22 protein-coding genes are annotated in these 14,872 nt (G+C 60.4%); 17 read left to right on the plus strand and 5 right to left on the minus strand.

Annotated features, from left to right (window positions below; genetic code table 11):
- Positions 1-79 precede the first annotated feature (79 nt).
- From QWJ46_RS00430 to QWJ46_RS00450, 5 genes are all read right to left on the minus strand, one after another.
- Entirely contained in the window at positions 80-883 is an 804-nt protein-coding gene (locus QWJ46_RS00430) for a pentapeptide repeat-containing protein (RefSeq protein ID WP_302748519.1), read from the minus strand.
- A gap of 136 nt (positions 884-1,019) precedes the next feature.
- A complete protein-coding gene (locus QWJ46_RS00435) occupies positions 1,020-1,301 on the minus strand; it encodes a hypothetical protein (protein WP_302748521.1) in 282 nt (93 codons plus the stop codon).
- The gene (locus tag QWJ46_RS00440) at positions 1,298-1,495 is read right to left on the minus strand and encodes a hypothetical protein (RefSeq protein ID WP_302748522.1); all 198 of its coding nucleotides are present in this window, start codon (positions 1,493-1,495) and stop codon (positions 1,298-1,300) included. Before QWJ46_RS00440 ends, QWJ46_RS00435 begins: the two co-directional genes overlap by 4 nt.
- 87 nt (positions 1,496-1,582) lie before the next feature.
- Entirely contained in the window at positions 1,583-2,278 is a 696-nt protein-coding gene (locus QWJ46_RS00445) for a S24 family peptidase (RefSeq protein ID WP_302748523.1), read from the minus strand.
- A 708-nt stretch (positions 2,279-2,986) separates the two neighbouring features.
- Positions 2,987-3,568: a helix-turn-helix domain-containing protein gene (locus tag QWJ46_RS00450; RefSeq protein ID WP_302748525.1), complete on the minus strand. Its 582-nt coding sequence runs from the start codon at positions 3,566-3,568 to the stop codon at positions 2,987-2,989.
- A gap of 137 nt (positions 3,569-3,705) precedes the next feature.
- Here QWJ46_RS00450 and QWJ46_RS00455 point away from each other — a divergent pair, with 137 nt between their 5' ends.
- The 17 genes from QWJ46_RS00455 to QWJ46_RS00535 all read left to right on the plus strand — a co-directional run bounded on the left by QWJ46_RS00455 (position 3,706) and on the right by QWJ46_RS00535 (position 14,561).
- On the plus strand, positions 3,706-4,032 hold the full coding sequence (locus tag QWJ46_RS00455) for a hypothetical protein (protein ID WP_302748527.1): 327 nt from the start codon (positions 3,706-3,708) through the stop codon (positions 4,030-4,032).
- The gene (locus QWJ46_RS00460; protein ID WP_302748528.1) at positions 4,029-4,322 is read left to right on the plus strand and encodes a hypothetical protein; all 294 of its coding nucleotides are present in this window, start codon (positions 4,029-4,031) and stop codon (positions 4,320-4,322) included. Before QWJ46_RS00455 ends, QWJ46_RS00460 begins: the two co-directional genes overlap by 4 nt.
- A gap of 2 nt (positions 4,323-4,324) precedes the next feature.
- Entirely contained in the window at positions 4,325-5,446 is a 1,122-nt protein-coding gene (locus QWJ46_RS00465) for a ribosomal protein L7/L12 (RefSeq protein WP_302748530.1), read from the plus strand.
- A gap of 65 nt (positions 5,447-5,511) precedes the next feature.
- Positions 5,512-5,691 carry a hypothetical protein gene (locus QWJ46_RS00470; RefSeq protein WP_302748531.1) on the plus strand — a complete coding sequence of 60 codons (180 nt, stop codon included), beginning with the start codon at positions 5,512-5,514 and terminating at the stop codon, positions 5,689-5,691.
- Positions 5,688-5,885, plus strand: coding sequence for a hypothetical protein (locus QWJ46_RS00475; RefSeq protein WP_302748533.1), 198 nt, complete (start codon positions 5,688-5,690; stop codon positions 5,883-5,885). The genes QWJ46_RS00470 and QWJ46_RS00475 overlap by 4 nt, the downstream gene beginning before the upstream one ends.
- Complete coding sequence (locus QWJ46_RS00480; protein ID WP_302748534.1) at positions 5,885-6,160, plus strand: hypothetical protein; 276 nt, start codon at positions 5,885-5,887, stop codon at positions 6,158-6,160. Before QWJ46_RS00475 ends, QWJ46_RS00480 begins: the two co-directional genes overlap by 1 nt.
- Positions 6,161-6,260: 100 nt before the next feature.
- Entirely contained in the window at positions 6,261-7,034 is a 774-nt protein-coding gene (locus QWJ46_RS00485) for an ATP-binding protein (protein ID WP_302748536.1), read from the plus strand.
- Positions 7,035-7,038: 4 nt separating this feature from the next.
- Entirely contained in the window at positions 7,039-7,851 is an 813-nt protein-coding gene (locus QWJ46_RS00490) for a hypothetical protein (RefSeq protein WP_302748537.1), read from the plus strand.
- Positions 7,826-8,389, plus strand: coding sequence for a DUF669 domain-containing protein (locus QWJ46_RS00495; RefSeq protein ID WP_302748538.1), 564 nt, complete (start codon positions 7,826-7,828; stop codon positions 8,387-8,389). Before QWJ46_RS00490 ends, QWJ46_RS00495 begins: the two co-directional genes overlap by 26 nt.
- Positions 8,390-8,444: 55 nt before the next feature.
- Entirely contained in the window at positions 8,445-8,831 is a 387-nt protein-coding gene (locus QWJ46_RS00500; RefSeq protein WP_302748539.1) for a hypothetical protein, read from the plus strand.
- A 55-nt stretch (positions 8,832-8,886) separates the two neighbouring features.
- Positions 8,887-9,957: a DNA polymerase III subunit beta gene (gene dnaN, locus QWJ46_RS00505; protein ID WP_302748540.1), complete on the plus strand. Its 1,071-nt coding sequence runs from the start codon at positions 8,887-8,889 to the stop codon at positions 9,955-9,957.
- Positions 9,958-10,247: 290 nt separating this feature from the next.
- On the plus strand, positions 10,248-10,568 hold the full coding sequence (locus QWJ46_RS00510; RefSeq protein ID WP_302748541.1) for a hypothetical protein: 321 nt from the start codon (positions 10,248-10,250) through the stop codon (positions 10,566-10,568).
- The gene (locus tag QWJ46_RS00515; RefSeq protein ID WP_302748542.1) at positions 10,568-11,506 is read left to right on the plus strand and encodes an oxidoreductase; all 939 of its coding nucleotides are present in this window, start codon (positions 10,568-10,570) and stop codon (positions 11,504-11,506) included. The genes QWJ46_RS00510 and QWJ46_RS00515 overlap by 1 nt, the downstream gene beginning before the upstream one ends.
- Positions 11,503-12,012, plus strand: a complete 510-nt coding sequence (locus QWJ46_RS00520) for a sigma-70 family RNA polymerase sigma factor (protein ID WP_302748543.1) — start codon at positions 11,503-11,505, stop codon at positions 12,010-12,012. Before QWJ46_RS00515 ends, QWJ46_RS00520 begins: the two co-directional genes overlap by 4 nt.
- On the plus strand, positions 11,993-12,499 hold the full coding sequence (locus QWJ46_RS00525; protein ID WP_302748545.1) for a sigma-70 family RNA polymerase sigma factor: 507 nt from the start codon (positions 11,993-11,995) through the stop codon (positions 12,497-12,499). Before QWJ46_RS00520 ends, QWJ46_RS00525 begins: the two co-directional genes overlap by 20 nt.
- Positions 12,499-12,777 carry a hypothetical protein gene (locus QWJ46_RS00530; protein WP_302748547.1) on the plus strand — a complete coding sequence of 93 codons (279 nt, stop codon included), beginning with the start codon at positions 12,499-12,501 and terminating at the stop codon, positions 12,775-12,777. The genes QWJ46_RS00525 and QWJ46_RS00530 overlap by 1 nt, the downstream gene beginning before the upstream one ends.
- The gene (locus QWJ46_RS00535; RefSeq protein WP_302748549.1) at positions 12,777-14,561 is read left to right on the plus strand and encodes a DEAD/DEAH box helicase; all 1,785 of its coding nucleotides are present in this window, start codon (positions 12,777-12,779) and stop codon (positions 14,559-14,561) included. The genes QWJ46_RS00530 and QWJ46_RS00535 overlap by 1 nt, the downstream gene beginning before the upstream one ends.
- The last annotated feature ends 311 nt before the right edge of the window (positions 14,562-14,872 follow it).

Genomic DNA, 14,872 nt, shown 5'->3' on the forward strand with positions numbered 1-14,872 from the left:
TGGAATTGGTGAGAGCGCGGCACGGAAACGAATAGTTGCAGCCATCATCACCGGCCGCGCTCTATTGCCCTCGGGGCAATTAGTAATTCTCTGCCTCGATGCGGGTGATGAAGAAGTGGATGCCCGGCGCGCATTCCTCCATCCAGTTTTCATCGAAGCGGTCGGGTGTCACGCGCTGACCGGCGCGGTATTCGGTGCTGTAGTCGTGCATGCTGACGCCGACTTCTGCGCCGATGACTTCGACCACGTCGGCGAACTCGGCACGGCACTTTCGGCCGAAGGCGTGCGATCGTTTCGCCTCTTCCGGAATGCGCAGCTTGACGATCACGCCGTTCTGGCACTTCTTCCAGCCGATGATGCTACCTTCCGGCAAGATGCGAGTTTGCGCGATGGGAAGCTCAGCATTTTTCGCCTCGCGCAGGTCGGCGCTGCCCAGGTCGGCGCTGCCCAGGTTGGCGCCGCGCAGGTCGGCGCCGCCCAGGTCGGCGCTGCGCAGGTCGGCGCTGCCCAGGTTGGCGCCGCGCAGGTCGGCGCCGCCCAGGTCGGCGCTGCGCAGGTCGGCGCTGCCCAGGTTGGCGCTGCCCAGGTTGGCGCCGCGCAGGTCGGCGCCGCGCAGGTCGGCGCCGCCCAGGTTGGCGCTGCCCAGGTCGGCGCCGCCCAGGTCGGCGCTGCGCAGGTCGGCGCTGCCCAGGTTGGCGCTGCCCAGGTTGGCGCCGCGCAGGTCGGCGCCGCGCAGGTCGGCGCCGCCCAGGTCCTTCTTTTCCTTGATCGCCCACTTGACGGCGAGGCCGAGCTTTACGGACGGAATCGTGTCTGCGGCGCAATCAATCTCTGCAGAGATCTGCACTTCGCCGGAAAATCTGTTCAGGATATCGAATTTCACTGGTGGTCTCCTCTAGCGGTGTGGTGGTTGGTTGGTCAGTGATGCTGCGCGAGATACGGCAGCCAGATGGATACGGCCGCGACGAACACGCCTGCCGACGCTGCGCCGATCAGATCCTTGATAAAATCGCGGATGGTCATGAGCGACCCTCCACTTTGGCGATGGCAGCACGATACTTTAGAGCCGCATCAGTCCACAAATCTGTGCTTGTGTCGGGGCCGGCATCGGTTGCCTTCCAAAGTGTCTTCAACGCATCGAGAAGATCTGGCGCCGCCGCGATCAGCCTTTTGTTTGCTTCTGCCGAATGGCCAAGCCCAGGGCATTCCTCGGTGTGCATGAGGTAATATCCGTGCTTGCCGCTGATGAGCGAATTTCCGTTCCAGTGCCAGGGACCGGGGCTGTGCTTGAGGTCGCTCATTCCTCACCGCCAATCTCGGCCAGCACACGGCCCGGCTTTTGACGGCGCAACGCAAAACGGCCGCGGCAATCTACGTTGCGCGGCTTCGGGTGGCGTTTAGCTTTGTGGTCAGGCTTGCGGAAGGGCTCAACACTGCCGGCAGCGATGGCCAGCGGAATGTAGTCTTCCTGTTCGATATATCTTCTGCCTTGCATTGTCGTCTCCTCAGTGGTGCCAGCCAAGGTGCGGCTGTGAGGAGACTTATAAGCACTTATAGCAAGCGTGTCAACCTTGATTGTGAATTAAGCATATTTTCCAGAAAGAATGATTGGATGCACGCTTATGACCTTGCCGCGATCGAATTCGATTCGCTTTTGCGGATTGTGCTGATGCAGCACAAGCTTGTTTCCGGTCCAGCCGACAAACTCCTTAATGAAGCCGTGCGGAGCCGCACCTTCCTCGCCGGGCTTGATCTGCACAATCACGTCATCGCCGCGCCGAGGCGGCTTGTTAGGGTGGACATAGACTGTCTCGCCTGGCCGATACCGCGGCGACATCGACTCGCCATCGACATAGACGCTATAGGCGCCGTTGACATTGACGAGCGAAGGCGGGCAGGCGACCCAATCCTGTACCTGACCATTGAAAATGTACTCGCCGTCATCACCGCCGACGACTTCGCCAAGCACCGGAATCATCTTGCCGGGGCGGGTAAACGGCACAACTTCAACCATTTTGGCGTTCGGTTGCGGCGGTTCGTCGTCGGGAACATTGTTGGCGAACGCGGCGCTCGATGTAGAGACGGCCGGCGGCAGTTTCGTCTTGCGGTCCGGATCTCGGCCAGCTTCGATCATCATCTCGCGCATTTCGGCTTCGTCGATCTGCAGCATACGTGCGATCTCGCGCCAGTATGACGACGACTTAGCCCTGCCGTTGAAGAGGTTATTGACTGCCTGCTGTGTGATATCGAGTTCGCGCGAAATGTCGGCCTGCGTCACGCCGGTCTTCTTCGACTGCTCATGTAACTTTTCGGTCAATCGAGACATTAAAAATTTCTCCTATTTATCAATTGCTTATCATAATCATAATCGAAACACAACAGAAAGCGCTTGCACAATCAATTGAGTCGTGGCATTCATAATCTCATCAACGGGGCGACGAACGGGTCAGATAAGGAGGTCTCCGATGCTGGCATTGCTCGACGACAGAAGAGTTTAGTGTAACCGAGTTTCAACCGGTGGTATACCCACCATCTTTTCACAGGGCATCATTTCTAGATACCGCCATTTCAGGGAGTGCATCATGCGGCAAGAGAAAGAAACCACCGTCAGAAGAGTCTTAGCGCCCAAGGGGCGCGCACCGCCAAGAAGAGGGCCGCCATGAGGGCGGCCTTTCCTTTTTATAGAAGCACCTGATGGAGGGGAATTTGAGAAGCAAGATCCACGACAAGCCGAAATAAAAATAGCGCCGCTGGCTTAGCCTGCAGGCGCTTTTTCTGTGTTCCATTTTCCCCGGCTGACCCGAAGGCCGGCACCACCCGCTTAGCAGCTCGGGGGAAACGGTTCGTACTATCTCGGGGGAGGAGACTTGCGGTCAAACCCCGGAGTTCCATATCGCCACCACAGCGACGTGGGATGTCTACCAAACATCTCACAAATTTGTCAAGCGCATTCTTGCCGCTATCGCGACCGCGTCACGCGCCAGCGTCAGCCGGCAGGAATACGCTCAGAAAGGACGATGGCATGCACAGCTTCGACATCGCGAACCGTAACCGGCTGGCCGTTGTCCCTTCCAAGCGACGCCGTGCCATCGCCCAACGACTGCAGCCGGCCGAGCCACGCCGCTCCGCCCTTGGCGTGCACCAGCACTTCATGCCCTGGCTTCGGCCAGACGCCTGGATCCACCCATGCGCGGGTGCCGACGGGCAGGGCCGGCTCCATCACCTTCGTATCGATGTCGATCCAGTATCTGCCTTCCGGAATGCGCTTGCGGCCGTTGTTGAACGCCTCGAACGCATACTTGCCGTCTTTTCTGTCGCTGACGCGGCCGTAGGTCTTGGCCGTGTTGAAGACGCCGGTTCTCGGCACCGGCGAAGCTGCGGCTTGCCGCGCCTCGATGACCAACGCCTCGAGTTCGTCGTGCGGCACGCCGAGGAATTCGGCAAGCGAGGCGTACATATCCGGACGCGGCGTGCCGCCGTTCTTCCATCTGTTGTAGGTCTGCTGCAGCCAGCCGTGGCGTTCGGCGACTTCGCGATCGGAATCGCCGCCTTGCTTTTCGATAATCAATCGCGCCAGGCGAGTTCTCTGTTTTTGCTGACGCGGCATATTCCACCTTGCGCATAAGGAGATGTTTACACTACACCTAAACTCACCAACAAATTTGTCAAGCAACCGGCTCGGCAGATTCACCACAGAGGAGACACATGGAACCGACAGAAATGATGCGCTCGCTGAGAGCGCAAAAGCTTTCGCTGCGCGAAATCGCAGACAGATTGGGCGTCAGCCACCAGACCGTTTTCTACGCCCTCGGCGGCAAGCGTAGCAAAACACCAAAACGCACCGCCGCAAACGACAACAGCACAGCCGGACGCGTGGTCCGTCTGTCTCCCTGGAACGGCGGCTGCTCGACGACGAGCGGCATGGCGCCAGTCACCCTTCCGCACATCCCCACCTTGGACACGGCCGAAGTCGAGCCGTCCGCCCGCGAGCTGCTGCTCGCAGGGCTGCAAACACAGCAGGTGGCGGCATGAGCGAACAATGCGAATGCGATTTCATCAGTGTTGGCGATGTCGTCGAGCACAAGATGAACACAAGCGTTTTCGGCATCGTCATCGGCATTGCGGGTAGCCTTATCTACATCCGCACCAGCCCGACGCTTGCCGTTCTCTCGTTCCACGAATGGGAGCTCCAGCTCACCGAGGACGACGAGCTGCCGCCGACACCGGCCAAAGCCGAAGAAAAGCCCAGCAACGTGATCGCCGTGGACTTCACCAAGCCGCGCGTTCTCAAGAAATCCACCAAGACAGCAGGGGAGGCATGAGCATGGCGAAATTTAAGGTTGGCGATCGGGTGCGGTTCGTCGAGAAGTATGGACACGCAAATGTCGGTGACGAAGCCACAGTTACGGGCTTCTGGTCGGATGACGGCGTGAGGGTAGTTGTCGACAACGACAAGGGTTCACACAGTTGCCTCATGAGCCGCGTCGAACTCGTGCCGGCATGGCAGCCGAAGGTCGGCGACCGGGTGCGGTTTACGAAGAACAACCCGAATGGCGGCGCATCATACGGCCGGAAGGGCGAGGAATATGAAGTCGTCCGGACTGCGACCACATCTGATTACTATGGCGATCAGGTGAAAATTTCCCATCCGTCTCACGACTTCAATCCGAGCGCTCCGCTGTCGGCAATCGAGCCCGTTGCCGCGGAAGCGCAACCGGCAGTCCTCACCATCGAGGCTGGCAAGTTCTACAAGACGCGCGACGGCTGCAAGGTCGGGCCGGTCAGCCGGGCGCCGTGGGGCGGCTTCAGCGACTCCAGCCGCAGCATCACGTCGCAATCGTGGAATGAAGACGGCTCGTTCATCAAGGGCGCGGTTGGAAATCTAGACCTCATCGCCGAATGGGTCGACGAACCCGTTGCGGTTGCGGCAAGCAACGACAACGCGGCGCCGGCCAAGTTCAAGGTGGGCGACAAAATCCGGCATAAGTCTCTCGGGCACACCGGACACATTACATCGATCATCGGCACCAATCATGCCAAGGTGTTCTGGACGAACGTCGGATGGGGCGCGACAGATCAATTCGATGCGATAGAGCTGATTACCACGCCCGCTCCAACCGCCATCGTCGCCCTGATCGAAGACGGCCAGCCGAAGCCCGCCGACCGGCCGCACGTCCACGCGACAGAGGCCGCTGCAGCCAAAGAGGCGGCGCGCCTTGCGTCCGTTCACAAGGGCCAGCAGTTCGGCGTTTACGTCCTGACCACCACCAGCCAGGAAGCGGCGCCGACCTACAAGCACGAATGGCAGCGGCTTGCCGCCAAGGGCGAGAAGATCGCGGCGATCAAGGAGCTGCGCGGCATCACCGGCCTCGGGCTGAAATCGACGAAGGATGCCGTCGAGTATTGGCTCGCGAACGACGAGCCGCGCTCGCGCATCGCCGCCTAACGCCTCCACCAAACCCACCACAGCAACGCCGTGCGCCGACCAAGCGCACGGCTGAGAGGAGACTTATGACCAGACAGATGAAGCGGGCCGCCGCACGCCGGCAGGCCAAGATCGATCGCGCCAACGAGCGTCAATCTGGCAGTTACCCGGCCAGCAGTTATGTGCCATTCCTCGCAACCGGCAAGACTTATCGTCCGAACGGCACGCGTGAAGTCGCCCGCCGCAACGCGAGGGCAGCAGCATGAACGCCGCCAGCATCTTCGCTATCGTCATCGGCGCCCTCGTGTGGGGCGGCCTTATCGTCGGATCCATCGCCGCATGGATCACGCACGTCATCGTGTGCATCAAGACCAGCGCATGGGTGCTTCTTGCCTTCGGATGCATCGTCGCGCCGGTCGGCGTGATCCACGGCCTCGGCGTCTGGCTGGGAGTATTCTGATGACCATCCTCCCACCACTCACCGGCACGCCGCTGGATTACGTGCCGATCGACGCACCAGTCGGCAAGCGGTCTGCTCAGGACAAACCCACCCGCTTCAAAGCGCCAGTCATCCGCCGCGCCGCCATCGCGGCAAGTGTGGCAGGCGTATCCGTCGCGCTCTTCATCCTTGCACCGGCCGTGTTCGTCGGGGCGATTGCCATTGCTTTCGTCAGCGGCTGCGTCTGGGGAACCGACAAGCTCATCAAGGCGATCGACAGCCATGACCAAACCTGATGCGGCCGGCATGTGGCCGCCCAATCCGTTCAGCTGGTGGCCGGTCATCGTGATCGTCTGCATCTTCGTCGCAATCTGCTTTTTTCCAGGAGGGAAATGAATGGCAATTTCGCTTGGCTCGCTGAAGAGCACGAAAAGAAACGATCCGCCCGTCATCTTGCTGTATGGCGTCGACGGCATCGGCAAGACTTCGCTCGCGGCGGAGTTCCCCGATGCGATCTACCTCAACACCGAGGGCGAGCGACCGCCGTCCGACGTCGAACTCGCGACACCCGGCACGATCGAAAGCTTCGACGCGCTGCTTGACTTCTTCGGCGAGTTGCTCACCGAAGAGCACGACCGCAAGACCGTCATCCTGGACAGCCTCGACGGGCTAGAGCCGCTTGTCTGGGCCGCCACCTGCCGCCGCATCGGTGTCAACACGATCGAAGAGGCCGGCTTCGGCAAGGGCTATGTCGAGGCCGATTCCGAATGGAACGAGCTGATGGCTGCCGTCTCAGCTCTGGCGCAACGCGGCATCTGTGTCGTGATGCTGGCGCATCCGGAAATAGTCCGCTTCGACAGCCCGGTCACCGACCCATACAGCCGCTACCAGCCGAAGCTGCACAAGCGCGCCAATGCGCTGGTCCGCGAGAAGTCCGACATCGTCGCCTTCATGAACTATCGCGTTTCCATCAAGGAGAAGGAAGTCGCGCGGCAGACCAAGGTGGCGCACGCCGAGGGCGGCAAGGAACGGCAGATCCACCTGAACGAAGGCGCCGGCTTCCAGGCCAAGAACCGCTACAGCATGCCGGACTCGATCGCCTACCGGAAAGGGCAGGGCTTCACCGAGCTCGTCAAGCACTTCCCGGCGCCGACGGGGATTTCGGCATAAAGCCGTGGACGTAGCTAACGACAACGAAAAGCTTCCGCGCACGCGCGCGGAGGCAAAGGCACTGGGCGGCATTCATTACTACACAGGCAAGCCGTGCAAGCATGGGCATATCGACGTTCGCTACACAACTGACGGCGCTTGCGCAGAATGTGCGCGGATCAAAGGCCTGCGCAGGTACTATGAAAACTGGGAGGAGAATAAGTCTAAAACAAGAGAATACATGAACCGAAGGTATGCTGAGGATGAAGCATTCCGAAACGCCGCAAAGGCCAAGCAAAAAGCCCCAGAGATTCGCGAGAAAAAGAAAGAATACTATCGTGCATGGAGGGCAGCTCTAACTGACGAGGACAGGCTGCAGATACGGACTTACATGCGTGAATACCAGCGCGAGCTTCACCGCACATCCGATAGGGCTAGACTCAACAGGTCTATTTATGGCGGAATTTATAAAAGCCTGTCAGATGGAGCAAAGGCCGGAAGAAAGTGGGAGCTACTCGTCGGATACACCATTGATGATCTAATGGCGCATCTGGAGAAGAAGTTCACTCCAGGTATGTCTTGGGACAATTACGGTGATTGGCACATAGATCATGAAGTGCCGAAGAGTGCATTCAATTATGAGACGCCAGAGCATCTCGACTTTAAACGATGCTGGGCACTCAACAACCTTCGCCCAATGTGGGCGAAAGCGAACATAAGTAAGGGCAACAGACTGAGCGCGCCCTTTCAGCCAAGCCTGTTGATCGCGACCAACGACAACATGATCAATTCACCACAGAAGGAGACTACGCATGGCCTCATTGGGCAAAAAATTTGATGCAACTCAGCATGATACCGAGCAGACCGATTTCGAGCTCCTGCCGAGCGGCACGTACAAGTTGGAAGTTTCCGCCAGCGAGGTGAAGGAGGAGGGTCGCAACAAAACGCTCTCACTCACCTACGACGTCATTGAGCCGGAGGAATACAAGGGCAGAAAATTCTGGGGCTATATCGACCTGGAGAACGACGACGCTGTCAAGCAGGAGCGAGGCCAGAAGGATTTCGCTCGCCTTTGCCGCGCCGTCGAAATCAACGACATCGAGGACAGTGACGAACTCCACTTCATCGCCTTCACAGCGAAGGTGAAGAAGGGGGAGGCGGGCGTCAACAAGGCTGGTCGTCCGTACAAGGCCCGCAACAGCATTTCCAAATTCTATTTTCCTGACGAGGGCAACATCCCGCCGGCAGAGATCGACGCCAACCAGCCCGCCCAGCGCCCAGCTCCCGCCAACGACAACCGCCAGGCACAGCGCAGTGCGCCGGCGCAGCAGCAGGAAGGCAAGCCTGCCGGTCGCCGGCCGTGGGGTTCAAAATAACAGCAACGCGGGCCGTCACCAGCGGCCCGCTGTTCACCACAAGAGGAGATGAAGCATGGGTGACAAGATTTTTAAATGGTGCGTCGCCGATAGCATCGACGCGGATGTCTTCCACAGCCGGCACGACACCCGCGAGGATGCTCTGAAGGAAGGGTATGGCGTCTATGACAAGGATCCATTCGTCCTCATCGAGGCCGATCGTTCCGTCGTGAAGCCGAATTTCCACGCCGACTGGCTTATCGAGACGCTGCTTGAGCAGCTGGAAGAAGGCAATCAGGAGTGTTGGGGCGACGACGGCGCAGACGGAGCATGGCAGGATATCCCGGCGCTCGAGCGACTTTTGCAAGAGGCCGTAGCAAAGTGGCTCGTCGACCATCCGCCGAAAACCTTCTGTGTCGACGAATTCCGCACCACGGAATTCTTCAACGGCGCCACGGCCTAAAACACCCGCCGCATGGCCACCACCATGCGGCAACCCACCACAAGAGGAGACCAATATGAAACTCACCATCGTGAGAGCCGAGCTCGCGCGCGTCCTGACTAATGTCGGCCGTGTCGTCGAAAGCCGCCACACAATTCCGATCCTCGGCCACGTCAAGCTGTCAGCTGTCCCGGGACAGCTGCGCGTGACCGGGACCGACCTGGATATCGTCGCATCTGACGTCGCGCCGGCGGAAGTAGACGCGACCGGCGAGATCTGTGTCGATGCCAAATTGCTGGCCGATATCGTCAAGAAGGCCGGCGGCGACATCTCCATCAGCCTTGAAGCTGAAAATCTGATCGTAAAATCAGGCCGCAGTCAGTTCAAGCTGGCGAAGCTCGAAGCCATCGACTTCCCCGATCTGCAGGACGGCAAGTACGACGCCACCTTCGACGTCGACCTCGCGGCGCTTTTCGCGCCCACGGCGTTTGCGATCTCCACGGAGGAAACGCGCTATTACCTCAACGGCGTCTTCCTTCATCTCCATGAGGACGGCGACCAGTGCCTGCGCGCCGTAGCAACGGACGGCCACCGTCTGTCTCGCCACCAGGTCACTTATCCAGGCGAGGACGCATTCAAGGGCGTGATTGTTCCGCGCAAGGCGGTCGGTCTCGTGCCGAAGGGCACGGTCAGCCTGTCAGTCGGAGAGGCGAAAATCCGCATCGCCAGCGGCGAATTCGTTCTCACCAGCAAGCTGATCGACGGCACGTTCCCAGACTATGAGCGCGTCATTCCGCGCAGCAACGAGAACCGTGTCGTTGTCGATCGTGATGCCTTCATGAAGGCTGCCGACCGCGTTGCGACAGTCAGCAGCGAGCGCGGCAAGGCCGTCAAGCTCACCATCGCGCCCGGTTCGGTTGGCTTCACGGTCAATAATGCTGACGCGGCCGCCACTGACGAGATCGAGGCGGAATACAGCGGCGAACCGATCGAGATCGGTTTCAATGCAGCGTACCTGCGTGATCTGTTCAGCGTTCTTCCGTCTGGGCCAGTCACCATTGCGCTCGCCGACGGAGGATCGCCTGGCCTGTTCACCTCGGCCGGCTTCGAGGGGCTCATGCTCGTCGCAATGCCGATGCGGGTGTGACTGATGAGGTTCGACGGAAAAAAGTACCGAGATTGCCGATGGTGCGCTGGGCGTGGATGCGTCTACTGCGAGAGCGAGGCAGATAAGGACTACAATGCGGCCTTTCCTAACGGGCCAAAGCCAATCGCAACGTTTCGCCTAGACACGCCAGAAGGGGCCGAGAAGGCGCGGCTGGCGCTAGGCGTCGAGGCTCTTCAAAAAGCTTTCGGCGTGGGCGGCGGCGGGATGGCTGAATTCATGGCCAACCTTGAGAAGGTAGGGAAAATATGAAGCCGCTACCAGAGGCACAAGTGGCAGCAACCATTTCCAAAGCCGTCGCGTCGCTCGCGGCGGCCAAGGAGGCGTTGCAGACCGCCCTCTCTGATGCGCGGGCATCGTGCGAGCACCGCATCGTTTCCGAGATGCCATACCGGGCCGGCAATTACTTCGGCAGCCGCGCCGCTCACCGCATCTGCAATCATTGCCGACTGATCGAAGAGGGCTCGCACTGGAGTGGCGGATCAACGTGGTCCAAGCACGACCACAGCGCATCCGACCTCGGCAACGTCAAAGGCCGCATCGTCGTGCCGATCGATAACGATACATTCTGGAAAATGCGGGTGGCTCCGTAATGTCCCCACTTCCCCGCGCCGAGTCCAGCACGGTCAGAGCAATCTACGCAGCCTACGAAGCAGCCGCCGAATCCTGGGACAGCCTCGGCATATCGGTCGGCGAGGCCAACGGGCCGTGCGATCGCCAGCTCTGGTATTCGTTCCGTTGGTGCACGCCGCTTGAAAAACACAGCGGCCGACAGCTGCGCCTGTTCGCCACCGGCAACTTCGAAGAAGATCGCCTCGTCGAGGATCTGCAGCGCATCGGCGTAGACGTTTACGGCCAGCAGGACAAGATCCGGCTCGTCGGCTCGCACGTCCGCGGCAAGTGCGACGGCAAGGCCATGGGCGTGCCGGAGGCGCCGAAGACAGAGCATCTGCTCGAATTCAAGTCGAGCAACGCGAAGAACATGAAGCTGATCGTCAAGGACGGCTGCAAGGTCGCGAAGCCGCTTCACTATGGCCAATGCCAGCTGGGAATGCATGCCTTCAGCTTGTCTCGCTGCCTGTATCTCGTCAGCTGCAAGGATGACGACACGCTCTATGCCGAGCGCATCGAATATGACTTGGAGTGGACGCTGCGGCTGCTGGCACGGCTAGAGCGCATCATCAACTCATCGGAGCCGCCGGCGCGTATATCGGACAAGCCGGACTGGTTCGAATGCACATTCTGCAAGCACAAACCGATCTGCAAAGACGCGGCGTGGCCGCGCGTGACTTGTCGCTCGTGCCTGCATTCGACGCCGGAGATGGGCGGTGACGGCCACTGGTCATGCGCGCGGTGGGCGAAGCCGATCTCGTTCGATGAGCAGAAAGAAGCGTGCCCCACCCATCTCCATATTCCGGCGCTGGTGCCGGGCGAACTCGTCGATAGCGACGAGGATGCCGAGACGGTCACCTATCGGCTGGCTTCCGGAGAACTGTGGATCGACGGCGCGAGCCACGAGGAGGCGGCATGACTACCCGCCCCGCAGGCTTCGACGCCGCCCTGCTTGCCTATCTGCCTGCCCTGCGCCGCCAGGCCAAATACATGGCCGGCGCGCGGCACGAGGATCTGCTGCAGGACACGATCGCAATGATGCTGAGCCTTGCCGACAAGTGCCGCGTCGAGACGTTCCGCACGTGGGCGCAAATCATGATGCGGCGGGCGGCCAGCAACCACAAGCGGGCCATGCGGGCCGAAAAGCGCGTCGCGCCTACCGTGGACCTCAAGGCCGCATACAGCGTCGCCACACCGCCGGCGCAGGAACATGCCGCCGATCTCGCGATCGTCACCGAGGCGCTGGCCGGCATACGACACGGCGACATCGTGCTGCGCCGGGCCGACGACGAGCTCTTGCGCGAGATCGGCGAGGAGCGAGGCGTCGGCCGCGAGGCGGTGCGACAACTCGAGGCCAAGGCCCGGGCAAGACTTTTCGATGTTCTCAATATGAAGGAGGCCAACAATGGAAGCAGCAAACGATAATCGGCCGGCAGAGTTTGACGCGCGGGTGATGCAATACAAGCAGGGCCTTGAGGTTCTGGCACGAAAGCTGACGAAGACCAAGGAAGAGCGCGAGGATCTGGTCACCGACACGATTATCTATTGCCTCAGCCATTGGCGCTCGTTTCGCCCAGAGGGCGGCTTTTACAATTGGCTCTATTGGTCGATGCGCGGCGTTCTCAGCTTGCGCAGAGATGCGGCGCGCCGGCAGTTAAGCATCGTCGAGGATCCAGAAGGCAGGCTGATGGCGCTTCGCGGGACGGCGCCGGCCCAGCTTGATCGCGTCCAGTTGACGCAGACCCTGGCGGCCATGAGCGAACGCGGCGGTGGCGTAGTTATTCGGCGCGCGATGGGCGAGACCTTGCCGGTGATTGCCGCCGACCTTGGCGTTACGGCGGAGCGCGTGCGCCAGATTGAGGCAAAGGAACTGGCCGAGCTGCGGTGGAAGCTGAAGCGGGAGGCGGCGTGATGGCGAAAGTGCACGAAACGATGACCGAAGAAGGCGTCTGCCCGCGATGCAGCGAAGGCAGCCTTTGGCGCGAAGAAGCTGACGTCGGCGTGGGTATCATCTACGGACCATGGGGCTGCGAAAGCTGCGGTTGGTCGGAATCGGAGCGATACGACTTGGAGTTCGGCGGCGGAGTTCAGGCGAACGGCTCGTATCTGGATCCCTACGGTGGATTGACACCGGCGTCCAATCCCATCGCCAAGATGCTCGCGCGTGAAGCGAAGCAGGAGGTGCGCTGATGCCCTTGCGCTACTACCAGGAAGACGCGGTTTCCGCGCTCTTCGATTATTGGCAGGAAGAGCCCGGCAATCCGCTCATCGATCTCGCCACCGGCACCGGCAAGAGCATGGTGATGGCCACCGTCATCCAGCGCCTCGTCGAGGGCTGGTCAGACATGCGCATCATGGTGGTGACGCACGTCGCGGAATTGATTGAGCAAAACTACCTTGAGCTGGTCGGCATTTGGCCCTTCGCACCGGCTGGCATCTATTCTGCCGGACTTAGCCGGCGGGATGCGCGCAGCCAGATCATCTTCGCCGGCATCCAGACGGTCTGGAACAAGGTTGACGAGATCTGCAGCGTCAGCCGCGATGCCGCCGGCGGCCTTGTCGTGGCGCGTCACCCGGTCGATGTCGTGCTGGTCGACGAGTGCCACCTCATCCCAAAAAACAGCAACACGATGTACGGCAAGTTTTTCGCTGCCATGCGTGAGATCAATCCCGATCTCAAGATTGTTGGTTTAACTGCCACGCCATTTCGCCTCGATAGTGGTCGGCTGGACGAGGGCGAGGATCGCATGTTCGATCGCGTCGTCTATACCTACGGCATCGGCGACGGCGTCCGCGATGGCTATCTCGCGCCGCTGTCATCGAAGCATACCGCGCTCGAGCTCAACACCAATGGCGTTGGCAGGTTAGGCGGCGACTTCAAGCAGTCGGCGTTGCAGGCTGCGGTCGACAAGCTCGACGTGACCCGCAAGGCCGTCGACGAGATCGTTGCGAAGGGCGCCGACCGCAAGTCCTGGCTCTGCTTCTGCTCCGGCGTCGAGCACGCCGAGCATGTGCGCGACGAGATCCGATCACGCGGCATCAGCTGCGAAACCATCACCGGTGACACACCGAAGGAAGAGCGCCGCCGCATCATTGAGGATTTCAAGGCGTATCGCATCCGTGCCCTGACCAATAACTCGGTGCTGACGACCGGCTTCAATCATAAGGGCGTCGATCTCATCGCTGCTTTGCGGCCGACGCTTTCCGCGGCACTCTACATCCAGATGATGGGCCGCGGCACGCGCGTACTCTATGCGCCTGGCATGTCGCTGGAAACGCCGGAGGAGCGGCGGGCAGCGATTGCTGCCGGGCCGAAGCCGGCATGCCTTGTGCTGGATTTCGCCGGGCTGGTCAACAAGCATGGACCGGTTGACATGGTACAGCCGAAGGAGCCGGGCAGCGGTGACGGCGAGGCGCCGATGAAGATCTGCCCGCAAGAGGGTTTCGACAAGCACAACCGGCCAGGCTGCGGCGAGAAGCTGCATGCATCGGTGCGCGTCTGCTCGTGTTGTGGATTTGAGTTCGACATTGACGACAGCCCGAAGATCTCGGCCACGGCCGCCGATGTCCCGATCATGACTACGGTCGAGCCGGAGGCGCGCACGGTTTCGTCGAGGTCGTTCCGCTTTCACGAAGGCAAAGGTGACAAGCCGCCGTCGGTCAAGGTGAGCTACATGATCGGCATGAACGCAATCAATGAGTGGCTCTGCCCGCAGCACAGTGGTTTCGCCAAGTCTAAAGCCGATCGATATTGGCTGGCGCACGGTGGCCAGCGGCCGTTCCCTAAGACGCCGCTTGAGTGGCTGGAGCGGCAGGACGAACTGGCCGAGACTGCGGAAATCATGGTCAAGCCACGAGATCGGTATTGGGATGTGGTTTCGCACGTGGTCGGCGAGCGTGTCGAGCGAGTGCATGCACCGGCGAACGACAATCGCAGCATTGCCGAGGATTGGGAAAATGACGTGCCGTTCTGACGCGCGTTGACAAATTTGTATGTTTACACGAAAGTGCAAATACCAGACCACCACGAAGAGGAGATGCAACATGTGGAAATTCAGATTCGGCAAGGTGTCCGCAAAACAGGCGCCGCCCGCACCGGCAAGAAGACCTATTGTGCGGGCAGATGCGGCTCGATCGTCGAGTGAGCCAACGCGCCGCGATGACAGTTACGATCTCACGAATCCGCTCAACATCATGAGCCCGTTCTCGCCGCTCAATCCGGCCTATCAGAGCTGGGACGCACCTTCCTCTGGCTCGTGCGATAGCCATCATTCGTCGTCCAGCT

Origin of the sequence: Rhizobium sp. CBN3 (assembly GCF_030518245.1) — a bacterium.
Classification (GTDB): Bacteria; Pseudomonadota; Alphaproteobacteria; order Rhizobiales; family Rhizobiaceae; genus Rhizobium; species Rhizobium aethiopicum_A.